At 68.3% G+C, this 10,764-nt stretch carries 10 protein-coding genes; 1 reads left to right on the top strand and 9 read right to left on the bottom strand.

Features of this window, described 5'->3' with window-relative positions:
* On the top strand, positions 1-769 hold a 769-nt coding region (locus E4O86_RS20450; protein WP_161142402.1), incomplete at its 5' end, for a C40 family peptidase.
* On the opposite strand, the gene E4O86_RS20445 is transcribed toward E4O86_RS20450, so the two are convergent.
* The 9 genes from E4O86_RS20445 to E4O86_RS20405 form a co-directional block, all read right to left on the bottom strand.
* Positions 763-1,722, bottom strand: a complete 960-nt coding sequence (locus E4O86_RS20445; RefSeq protein WP_161142401.1) for a 2-hydroxyacid dehydrogenase — start codon at positions 1,720-1,722, stop codon at positions 763-765. The genes E4O86_RS20450 and E4O86_RS20445 overlap by 7 nt on opposite strands.
* 1 nt (position 1,723) lies before the next feature.
* Positions 1,724-3,352 carry an ABC transporter ATP-binding protein gene (locus tag E4O86_RS20440; protein WP_161142400.1) on the bottom strand — a complete coding sequence of 543 codons (1,629 nt, stop codon included), beginning with the start codon at positions 3,350-3,352 and terminating at the stop codon, positions 1,724-1,726.
* Positions 3,349-3,789 carry a PIN domain-containing protein gene (locus E4O86_RS20435; RefSeq protein ID WP_161142399.1) on the bottom strand — a complete coding sequence of 147 codons (441 nt, stop codon included), beginning with the start codon at positions 3,787-3,789 and terminating at the stop codon, positions 3,349-3,351. Before E4O86_RS20435 ends, E4O86_RS20440 begins: the two co-directional genes overlap by 4 nt.
* On the bottom strand, positions 3,786-4,025 hold the full coding sequence (locus E4O86_RS20430; RefSeq protein WP_161142398.1) for a hypothetical protein: 240 nt from the start codon (positions 4,023-4,025) through the stop codon (positions 3,786-3,788). The genes E4O86_RS20435 and E4O86_RS20430 overlap by 4 nt, the downstream gene beginning before the upstream one ends.
* A gap of 10 nt (positions 4,026-4,035) precedes the next feature.
* Positions 4,036-5,283 (bottom strand): ABC transporter permease, encoded by a 1,248-nt coding sequence (locus E4O86_RS20425; RefSeq protein WP_161142397.1) that lies wholly within the window; start codon positions 5,281-5,283, stop codon positions 4,036-4,038.
* A gap of 3 nt (positions 5,284-5,286) precedes the next feature.
* Positions 5,287-6,402: a microcin C ABC transporter permease YejB gene (locus E4O86_RS20420; RefSeq protein ID WP_161142396.1), complete on the bottom strand. Its 1,116-nt coding sequence runs from the start codon at positions 6,400-6,402 to the stop codon at positions 5,287-5,289.
* Between the two features lie 6 nt (positions 6,403-6,408).
* A complete protein-coding gene (locus tag E4O86_RS20415; protein ID WP_343039203.1) occupies positions 6,409-8,271 on the bottom strand; it encodes an extracellular solute-binding protein in 1,863 nt (620 codons plus the stop codon).
* Positions 8,268-10,127, bottom strand: coding sequence for an extracellular solute-binding protein (locus E4O86_RS20410; RefSeq protein WP_161142395.1), 1,860 nt, complete (start codon positions 10,125-10,127; stop codon positions 8,268-8,270). Before E4O86_RS20410 ends, E4O86_RS20415 begins: the two co-directional genes overlap by 4 nt.
* Positions 10,128-10,266: 139 nt before the next feature.
* Positions 10,267-10,764: c-type cytochrome (locus E4O86_RS20405; RefSeq protein ID WP_161142394.1), on the bottom strand; the 498-nt coding region annotated here is incomplete at its 5' end.

The following is a 10,764-nucleotide window of genomic DNA, read 5'->3' as shown; positions in this document are numbered from 1 at the left end:
GGCGCCGGTGACCGCCTTGCGCGACGCCCCGCGGCCGGACGCGGCGCGGCTGACGGAGGCGCTCCGCGGCGAGACGGTGCGCGTCTTCGACCGCGACGCGGAAGGCTGGGCCTGGGGCCAGCTCGCCGCCGACGGCTATGTCGGCTGGCTCGCGCTCGATGATCTCGACGCGCAGGCGCCCGCGCCGACCCACCGGGTCGCCGCCGTCCGCACGCTCCTCTTCGCCGGCCCGGACATCAAGAGCGCGCCGCTTGCCGGGCTTCCGCTCGGGGCGGCGGTGGCGCTCCGCGGCGAGAGCGAGGACCGCAACGCGCGCTACGGCCTTGTGGCGCCGGCGGGCGCGATCGTGATGCAGCATCTCCGTCCGCTCGGCGCGGCGTGGGAGACGGATTTCGTCGCCGTGGCGGAGCGGTTCCTCGGCGTGCCCTATCTCTGGGGCGGCAAGACGAGCCTCGGCCTCGACTGCTCGGGCCTCGTCCAGGTCGCGCTCGCGGCGGCGGGCGTGGCGGCGCCGCGCGACACCGACATGCAGGCGGCCGAGACCGGGCTGCCGCTCCCGCTTGCGCCGGATCCGACGCCGCTCCGGCGCGGCGACCTGGTGTTCTGGCGCGGCCATGTCGGCATCATGCAGGACGGCGAGCGCCTCCTCCACGCCAACGCGCACCACATGGCGGTCGCGAGCGAGCCGCTCCGGGAGGCGGCCGCGCGCCTCGCCGCCAAAGGGAGCGCGGTGATCGCGCTGCGCAGGCCCGCCGCCGGCGCTCAGTAGCCGCGGCGGATATCGACGACGTTCTGCAGCGGCTCGCCGCGCTCGAAGGCGCGGATCTGCCCGGCGATGGCCGGGGCGAGCGCGGCCGGATCGGAGACCGCCGCGACATGCGGCGTCACGACGAGGTTGGGCGCGTTCCAGAGCGGGCTCTCGGAGGGCAGCGGCTCGCGCTCGAAGACGTCGAGGCTCGCGCCGCGCAGCGTGCCGTCGCGCAGCGCCGCCAGGATGTCGCTCTCGTTCTGGCTGCCGCCCCGCCCGGCATTGATGACGACCGGACCGCCGAGCGGGCCGGGGCGCCTCAGCTTGGCGAAGAGGCTGCGGTTCAGGATGTGCGTGGTCTCCGGCGTGAGCGGGAGGAGCGCGACGAGGATGTCGGTCTCGGCGAGGAAGGCGTCGCGCTCGCTCTCGCCCGAGAAGGTCCTGACGCCCGGCAATTCCTTCGGCGTGCGGCTCCAGCCGGCCACGCGGAAGCCGATCTTGAGGAGCGCCTCCGCCGCGCTCGTGCCGAGCACGCCGAGCCCCATCAGCCCGACGGTGACGTGGCGGGCGGCCGGCTGCCTCAGGTCGCGCCATTGCCGCGTCGCCTGCTGGCGCTGATAGGCGGCGCCCATCCGGTGGTGGTGGAGCACCTGCCACACGACATATTCAGTCATGCGCGCCGTCAGGTCCGGATCGACGATCCGCACGACCGGGACGTTCGGCAGGCGCGGCAGGTCCATCAGGTGGTCGACGCCCGCGCCGAGGGAGAAGATCGCCTTCAGCGCGGGCAGCCGGTCGAGGAGCTCCTGGCGCGGCTTCCAGGCGAGGACATGCTCGACGGCGGCGAGGTCCTCCGCCGCGCCCTCGAACTCCCCGAAGCGGTTGGTGGCCATCACCCGGTGCTCGGGAAGGGCCGCGCGCACATGGCGGGTCCATCCGTCCGGATCGTACATGGAAGCAACAAGAACGCTCATGTCACTCGCTTACAGCATTTCCTTGCGCGGCTTCCATCGCGAAGGCGGCCGCCATCAGGGCCTTGGTGTAATCCTCCCGGGGGGCGCCGAAGATCGTCTCCGCCGGCCCGGATTCCACGACCTTGCCGTTGCGCATCACGATGATGTCGTTGGCGAGCGCCCGCACGACCTTCAGGTCATGGCTGATGAAGAGATAGGAGAGGCCGTGCCGGCGCTGCAGGTCCCGCAGCAGGTCGACGACCTGGGCCTGGACGCTCATGTCGAGGGCCGAGGTCGGCTCGTCGAGCATGACGAATTTCGGCTCGAGCACCATCGCCCGCGCGATCGCGATGCGCTGGCGTTGCCCGCCCGAGAATTCGTGCGGATAGCGGAAGCGGCTCGCCGGATCGATGCCGACCTCCGTCAGCGCCCGGACCACCCGGACGTCCCGCTCGGCGGCGGAGAGACCGGGCTCGTGCACCTCCAGCCCTTCGGCCACGACGTCGCGGATGACCATGCGCGGGCTCAGCGAGCCGTAGGGATCCTGGAACACGATCTGCATGTTCGCCCGTGTCGGCCGCATCGCCTTGAAGCTGGTGCCCTGGATGTCGCGGCCGAAGAAGACGATGCGGCCCTCCGAGGAGGTCAGCCGCAGGAGCGCGAGGCCGAGCGTCGTCTTGCCGGAGCCGGATTCGCCGACCACCCCGAGGGTCTGTCCTTCGCGCACCTCGACGTCGATGCCGTCGACGGCCTTGATGTGGCCGACCGTGCGGCGGAAGACGCCGCGCCGGATCGGGAACCAGACCTTCACGTCCTCTCCGCGCAGGACGATCGGGGCGTCGGGATCGCGCGCAGGCGGGCGGCCCTTCGGTTCGGCGGCGAGGAGATGCTTCGTATAGGGATGCTGCGGATCGGTGAAGATCGTCTCGGTCGATCCGCTCTCCACGATCTCGCCGCCGGTCATGACACAGACGCGGTCGGCGATCTTGCGCACGATGCCGAGATCGTGGGTGATGAAGAGCATCGAGAGCGCCCGCTCCCGCTTGAGCGAGGCGAGCAGCGCCAGGATCTGCGCCTGGACGGTGACGTCGAGCGCGGTCGTCGGCTCGTCCGCTATGAGGAGGTCCGGCTCGTTGGCAAGCGCCATGGCGATCATCACGCGCTGGCGCTGGCCGCCGGAGAGCTGGTGCGGATAGGCGCCGAGCCGCTCCTCCGGGTCGCGTATGCCGACGCCGTGCAGCAGCTCGAGCACGCGGGTCCGCGCGGCCGCGCCGCTCAGGCCGCGATGGACGTCGAGGACCTCGCCGATCTGCCGCTCCACGGTGTGGAGGGGGTTGAGCGAGCTCATCGGCTCCTGAAACACCATCGCGATCTGGTTGCCCCGCACCTCGCGGAGCGTCTTCTCGTCGGCGTGCAGGAGCTCGCGGTCGCGGAAGCGGATGGCGCCGGAGGGATGGTGCGCGGCGGGATAGGGGAGGAGCCGCAGCACGGAGAGCGCCGTGACGGACTTGCCGGATCCGGATTCCCCCACGAGCGCGACGGTTTCACCCTCGCCCACCTCGAACGAGACGTTGCGCACCGCATGCGTGACGGCGTCGCCCTGGCGGAAGTCGACGGAGAGATTCCGGACGGAGAGGAGGGGCGTGGTCATGGGCGTAGGACCCTGCCCTCGAGCTCGCTGGGCGTCATGCGGAGCATCCCGTCCGGAAGCTTCAGCCGCGCATCCTCGGACAGGAAGATGGCGCAGCCGCAACGCTTCGCCGTCGCGACGTGTATCGAATCCGCGAGCTTGTTTCCGGTCCAGCTCCGCAACATCGCACTTTCCTCGAGGAGAGTTCTGTCGATTGCCATGAGCGCCAACAGATCGCTCGACTTCACGAGCTCCCGATAGGCTTCGGCGAGCCGAAAGTCGCGGTCCCGGAAGGGCTTGACCAAGACCTCCGCCAGCGTGAGCTCACTGGTATGAAGGGCGAGCGCACCCTCGGCCGCACGAGCAAACATGGACAGGAGCGGCTTCTCCTCTGCCTCCAGGAACCGGATGAACACATTGGCGTCCAGGTAGATGTGCCGGGTCGTCGCGGAACTCACGCATCCCACTCGTCGCGAAGGGCGCGGATGCGGGCGACCGCCTCCTCAACCGAGGTGTTCATGTGGCTGGCTCTTCCGAAGAGGCGCCGATATTTGTCGAGGCCGCGCTCGCGGTCTCTCCCGACATCTTCCACGATCACCCGCGTGCGGTGGCTCGGATCGATGTCGCCGCGGAGCTCCTCGGGAAGCTTCTCCGCGGGATAATCCTCCACGACATGCCGTCTGCTCTCGTCCATGGCGGCGATCCTACACGAAGGTCTTGCGCGGGTCGAAGGCGTCGCGGACGGCCTCGCCGACGAAGATCAGCAGCGACAGCATCAGCGAGATCACGAGGAAGCCGGTAAGGCCGAGCCAGGGCGCCTGCAGGTTCGACTTGCCCTGCGCCAGGAGCTCGCCGAGCGACGGCGAGCCCGGCGGCAGGCCGAAGCCGAGGAAGTCGAGCGAGGTGAGCGTCGTGATCGAGCCGTTCAGCACGAAGGGCATGAAGGTGAGGGTGGCGACCATCGCGTTCGGGAGAAGGTGCCGGAACATGATGGTGAGATTGCCGACGCCGAGCGCGCGGGCCGCCTTCACATATTCGAAGTTCCTGGCCCGGAGGAACTCGGCGCGGACGACGCCGACGAGCGCCACCCACGAGAAGAGGAGCAGAATGCCGAGGAGCACCCAGAAGCCCGGCACCAGCACGGACGATATGATGAGAAGCAGGTAGAGGGAGGGTATCGCGGTCCAGATCTCGATGAAGCGCTGGAAGAGGAGGTCGACGCGTCCGCCGAAATAGCCCTGGACGGCGCCGGCCGTGACGCCGACCACGGAGGAGAGCACCGTCAGCACGAGCCCGAACAGGACGGAGATCCGGAACCCGTAGATCATGCGGGCGACGACATCGCGCGCCTGGTCATCGGTGCCGAGCCAGTTCCAGTTCCAGGCGGTGCAGTTCGGGTCTTCCACCCCCTTCGGATAGGCGGCGCAGCGCTCCTCCCGGTCGAGCATCCAGGAGGGCGGCGCCGGCGCCGGCACCGGTATCTCGTTGTTGACCGTCCGGTACGAATAGCGGATCGGCGGCCAGACCATCCAGCCGTTCGCCTGGATCTCGTCCTGGATGAAGGGGTCCCGGTAGTCGGTCCGGGCGAGGAAGCCGCCGAACTTCTCCTCCGGATAATCGACGAAGACCGGGTAGAGGAACTCGCCCTTGTAGGAGACGAGGAGCGGGCGGTCGTTGGCGATGAACTCGGCGAACAGCGAGAGGATGAAGAGCACCAGGAATATCCAGAGCGACCAGAAGCCCCTCCGGTTCGCCTTGAAGCTTCGCCACCGACGCTGGTTGATCGGCGACAGGGCGAAGAAGGTCCGCTTCGCCGGCGGGATTTCCTGGCCGGGCAGGGGTGTGACGGTCTCAAGGTCGCTGCCAGGATTCGGCGCATCGGGCGCGGTCTTGGGCTCCAGCCCGCGCTTCCGCTCAGTGCGCGCAACGGCATCGGCGGTCTTGGCGTCCATCGCTCAGACCTCCCGGCTCTCGAAATCGATCCGCGGATCGATCCAGGTGTAGGTCAGGTCCGAGAGCAGCTGAACGATGAGCCCCATCAGGGAGAAGATGTAGAGCGTGGCGAACACCACCGGATAGTCGCGGTTGATGACGCTCTCGAAGCTCAGCAGGCCGAGCCCGTCCAGCGAGAAGATCGTCTCGATCAGGAGCGAGCCGGCGAAGAAGGCGGAGACGAAGGCCGCCGGAAAGCCCGACACGATGATGAGCATCGCATTCCGGAAGACATGGCCGTAGAGCACCTGCCGCTCCGAAAGCCCCTTCGCCCGCGCCGTCACGACATATTGCTTCCGGATCTCGTCCAGGAAGGAATTCTTGGTGAGGAGCGTCGTGGTGGCGAAGGCGGACAGCGCCATGGCGATGAGCGGCAGCGTGAGGTGCCAGAAATAGTCGAGGATCCGCTCCGGCCAGGAGAGCGACGACCAATTCTCCGAAACGAGCCCGCGAAGCGGGAACCAGTCGAAGAACGTCCCTCCGGCGAAGAAGACGATCAGGAAGATCGCAAACAGAAAGCCCGGGACGGCATAGGCCACGACGATCACGCCGGAGCTCCAGACGTCGAAGCGCGACCCGTCCCGGACCGCCTTGCGGATGCCGAGCGGGATCGAGATCAGGTAGGAGAGCAACGTCATCCAGATGCCGAGCGAGATCGAGACCGGCAGCTTCTCCGCGATGAGATCGATCACCGAAATGTCGCGGAAGTAGCTCTCGCCGAAATCGAACCGCGCGTAGTTCCAGAGCATGAGGCCGAACCGCTCGAGCGGCGGCTTGTCGAAGCCGAACTGGGCCTCCAGCTGGCGAATGAACTCGGGGTCGAGGCCCTGGGCGCCACGATATTTCGAACTCACCGCCGCATCGGCGGCCGACATGGACTGGTTGCTGCCGCTGCTGAAATCGCCGCCGGTGGAGCCGCCGATGCGGGCGGTCGCGGAGACGTCGGTCCCCTGCAATTGCGCGATCACCCGCTCGACGGGGCCGCCCGGCGCGAACTGCACGACCAGGAAGGAGATCGCCATGATTCCGAGGATGGTCGGAATCATGAGGAGCAGGCGCCGAATGATGTAGGCCGCCATGAAGCGTCAGCCCCTTCCCAAGGCGGCCGCCTTGTCTGAATCCTGCCACCAGGTATCGAGCACGCCCGGATCGTAGGCGGCCACCTTCGACGGCCTGCCGTACATGTTCCAGTAGGCGAACCAGTGCACCGGCTTGAACCATTGCGGCACCCAGAAATGCTGCGCCCGCAGGACGCGATCGAGTGCGCGGGAGGCGGTGACGAAGCTGTCCCAGTCGTCGCTCGCGATCATCGTCTCGACGAGCGAGTCGACTGCGGGATCGGAGATGCCGGCGAGATTGTAGGAGCCTTCCTGCGCGGCGCGCGCGCTCGAGAAGAACTGGCGGATAGCCTCGTCGGGATAGAGCGCCATGCCGAACCGGGAGACCACCATGTCGAAATCGAATCGCCTTAGCCGCTCATTGTACTGGGCGGGGTCGACGACCCGGTAGCTGCCGCGAATGCCGAGCAGCCTGAGCCCGTTGATATAGGCGTTGTGATGCGGCTCGAAGGTGCTGTCCTTGTCGAGGAACTCGATGGTGAAGGGCTCGCCGTCGGGGGTGAGCAGGCCGTCTGGCCCGCGCCTGCAGCCGGCGGCGGCGAGGAGGTCGTTCGCCTTCCGGAGATTGGTGCGGTCGCGCCCCGAGCCGTCGGAGACGGGCGGGACGAAGGCCGGGCCGAACACTTCATCCGACACCTTGCCCCGGAACGGCTCGAGCAGCTTCAGCTCGGCCGGTCCCGGTTCGCCTTCCGCCTTCAGCTCCGAGTTCTCGAAGAACGAGGCCGTCCGCTGGTAGGACCCGAACATCAGGTTCTGATTGGTCCATTCGAAGTCGAAGGCGTGGACGAGCGCAAGCCGGACCCGGCGGTCCCTGAACTTCGCGCGCCGCATGTTGATGAACCAGCCCTGCGCGCCGGAGGGGGCGCCGTTCGGCACCTCCTCCCGCACCACCCGGCCGGAGAGCCGCGCCGGGAAGTCGTAGTCGCGCGCCCAGACCCTTGACGTGAATTCCTCGCGGAAGGTGATGTTGCCCTTCTTGAAGGCCTCGAAGGAGGTCGTGCGGTCGCGGTAATATTCGTAGCGGATCCGGTCGAAATTGTAGCGCCCCGCCATGGCCGGCACCCGGTCGCCCCACCAGCCCTTCACCCGCTCGAACTCGATGAAGCTGCCGAAGGCGAAGCCCGCCACCCGATAGGGCCCGGAACCGAGCGGGGCCTCCGAGAGGGTCGCCGCGAAATCGCGGTTCGCCCACCACGCTTCGGAGAAGATCGGCGCGCCCGCCACGAGCACCGGCAGGCTGCGCCCGGTCTCGCTGCCGAGCTCGATCCGGATCGTCGCCTCGTCCTCCACCCGGATCGCGGTGATGCCCTTGAGGTCGAGCGCGATGGTCGGATGACCCTTGTCGCGCAGCGTTTCGAGCGAGAAGGCGACGTCCCCGGCCGTGATGCGGCTGCCGTCGTGGAAGGCCGCCTCGGGCCGGAGGAAGAAGCGGAGCGTCTTGCCGTCGCCGGAGCGCTCGACCTCGGCTGCCGCCAGCCCGTAGACGCTGCCCGGCTCGTCCGCGGAGCCGGTCATCAGGCTGGTGAAGGTGAGGCCCATTCCCGCCGCGCCGTCACCCCGCAGCACGTAGCTGTTCAGCGTGTTGAAGGTTTCGGGGTTCTGGTTGTAGCCCCAGGACGAGAGCTGCGTCACGATCCGGCCGCCCCGGGGCGCAGCCGGGTCGACATAGTCGAAGCGGGCGAAATCCGCGGGATATTTGAGGTCGCCGATCACGGCGAGGCCGTGCTGGCGCCGCATTTCACCGGCGGCGGCGAAGCGGGGGAGGAGCGAAAGGCCGGTCGCGGCGCCGGCGCCCTTGAGGACTGCGCGGCGGCTCGCCCGCAGGCTCACTTCTCGACCTCCACGCGGCTTTCGCGGTTCTGGTCGACCCACCAGGAGAAGGTGTCGACGCCGATATAGGCCGGCTGCTTCTCCGGGATTCCGAACTTGTCCCAGTAGGCGATCCAGACCTCGGGATTGTGCCATTGCGGGACCATGTAATAGTTCCACAGGAGCACGCGATCGAGCGCGTGCGTCGCCGCCACCAGCTCCTCCCGGTCGCGGGCGTAGATGACGCGGTCGATCAGCTTGTCGACGGCGGGGTTCTTGATGCCCGCGGCATTGCGGCTGCCCGGCTGGTCGGCGGCCTGGGATCCCCAGAACTCGCGCTGCTCGTTGCCCGGCGACTGCGACTGGGCGAAGATGTCGACCACGACGTCGAAGTCGAAATTGTCCGTAAGCGCCTGGTATTGCGCGGTATCGACGAGACGGATGCGGGCGTCGATCCCGAGCCGGCGGAGCGCGTTCACGTAGGGCAGCATGACGCGCTCGTCGGTCGGGTCGTTGCCGAGGAACTCGATCGACATCGCCTCGCCGGTCGCCTCGTTGACAAGACGGCCGCCCTGGGGCGTCCAGCCCGCCTCGCGCAGGAGCTGGGAAGCCTGGCGGAGATAGGTCCGCTCGTCGCCGGGCTTCTCGTAGACTGGCAGCGTGAACGGCTCGGTGAACAGCTCGGGGGGCACCTCGTCGCGGACGGTCTCCAGGATCTCGAGCTCCTTGCCCTGCGGCAGCCCGGAGGAGGCGAGCTCGGTGCCCTCGAAATAGCTGTCGGTGCGCTTGTAGAGACCGTAGAAGAGCGTGCGGTTCATGCTCTCGAAGTCGAAGGCGAGGGTCAGCGCGCGCCGCACCCGCGGGTCCTGGAACTTCGCCCGCCGGGTGTTGAAGACGAAGGCCTGCATCGGCTCGCCCGCCTCCTGCAGATAGGTGTGCTTCTTCACGTCGCCGCGCTGGAAGGCCGGGAAATCGTAGCCCTGGGCCCAGCGCTGCGCTCGGTTCTCCATGCGGAAATCGTAGAGCCCGCCCTTCTTGAACGCCTCCCAGACCGCGTCGACATTGCGGAAATAGACGTATTTCACCTGGTCGAAATTGTAGCGGCCGACGCGCGTCGGCTCGTCCGCGCCCCAATAGTCGGCAACGCGCTGCCAGGTGATCGAGCGGCCGCCCTCGAAGGCGCCGATCTTGTAGGGGCCGGAGCCGAGCGGCGGCTCGAGCGTCGGCTGCGTGATGTCGCGCTTCCTGCCGTTCGCGCCGGTTCCCTCCCACCAGTGCCGCGGCAGCACCGGCATGTCGCCGATGATGTTCGGCAGCTCGCGGTTGCGGGCCTGGTCGAAGGTGAAGGTCACCTCGTCGGCCGCCGTCTTCTCCGCCTTCTCGATGTGGTTGTAGTACTGGTTCCAGAACGGGCTCGTGCCCTTCAGCACGCCGAACGTCCACACCACGTCGTCGGCGGTGATGGGCTGGCCGTCGTGCCACCTGGCATCCGGGTTGAGGCGGATCGTCGCGGAGGAGAAGTCGGCCGGATAGCGCACCGCTTCGGCGATCAGGCCGTAGCTGGTGCCGGCCTGGTCGGTCGCCTGGTCCATCAGCGTGTCGTAGAGGAGCCCGCCGGTCGGCGTCAGCCCGGCGGCGACCGTGCCGCGCACGATGAAGGGGTTGAAGCTGTCGAAGGTGCCGACCGAGACCTGGTTCAGCGTGCCGCCCTTCGGGGCGTCCGGGTTGACGTAGTCGTAGTGCCGGAAGTCGTCGCCGTATTTCGGCGTGCCGATGAGCGAGACCGCCTCGTGCCAGTCGTCATGGTCGGCGAGCGCGGCGCCGCCGGGGGCGACGAGAAGGCAGGCGGCGAGCGCCAGGGCAAGCGGGCGGCGCATTCTGTTCGGTCTCTCCGGTCCGTCTCTCTTGGCGGATATTAGGACGGGCGGACGAGCGGTTCACCCTTCTCGGGGCATTCTGACCAAAAATTAAGGGCCGGCGCGGCGCGCCGGCCCTGCAGGAGCCGCTCGGAGAGGCCTACTGGATCGGGGCGGGGTCCGCGGAGAGAGAGTGCAGGTAGGCGATGGCGGCGGCGCGCTCGTCGTCCTTCTTCAGGCCGGGGAAGGCCATCTTCGTGCCGGGCACGGTGCCTTTCGGGTCGGCGAGGAAGGCGTCGAGATGCTCGACCGTCCAGGTCTTCGCCTCCGCCGCGTAGCTCTTCATGGCGGACGAATAATTGTAGTCCTCGACGCTGGCGATCGGATGGCCGAAGCGGTCCCAGAGGTGCGGGCCGACCTTGTTCGGCCCGCCCTGCTCGAGGCTGTGGCAGGCGACGCACTTCTTCGTGACCTTCTCGCCTTTGGCGACGTCGGCCTGCTCGACCATGGCGACCATGCCCGAGGCGGCGCCGCCGGCCGGAGCGGCGGCCGGCGCGGTCGCGGCCGCGGTCTGCTGCTGCGCCGGAGCAGCCGGCGCAGCGGAGCCCTGCTGATCCGGTGCGGGCTGCGCGGGCGGGGTCTGGGCAGGCGGGGTCTG

Origin of the sequence: Propylenella binzhouense, assembly GCF_009866965.1 — a bacterium.
Lineage (GTDB): Bacteria > Pseudomonadota > Alphaproteobacteria > Rhizobiales > Afifellaceae > Propylenella > Propylenella binzhouense.
This window is presented reverse-complemented; position numbering and strand designations above follow the sequence as displayed.

Coding starts and splice junctions, on each gene's coding strand:
- E4O86_RS20410 (WP_161142395.1), bottom strand. CDS start 10,127: ATGCGCCGCCCGCTTGCCCTGGCGCTCGCCGCCTGCCTTCTCGTCGCC.
- E4O86_RS20420 (WP_161142396.1), bottom strand. CDS start 6,402: ATGGCGGCCTACATCATTCGGCGCCTGCTCCTCATGATTCCGACCATC.
- E4O86_RS20430 (WP_161142398.1), bottom strand. CDS start 4,025: ATGGACGAGAGCAGACGGCATGTCGTGGAGGATTATCCCGCGGAGAAG.
- E4O86_RS20445 (WP_161142401.1), bottom strand. CDS start 1,722: ATGAGCGTTCTTGTTGCTTCCATGTACGATCCGGACGGATGGACCCGC.
- E4O86_RS20440 (WP_161142400.1), bottom strand. CDS start 3,352: ATGACCACGCCCCTCCTCTCCGTCCGGAATCTCTCCGTCGACTTCCGC.
- E4O86_RS20425 (WP_161142397.1), bottom strand. CDS start 5,283: ATGGACGCCAAGACCGCCGATGCCGTTGCGCGCACTGAGCGGAAGCGC.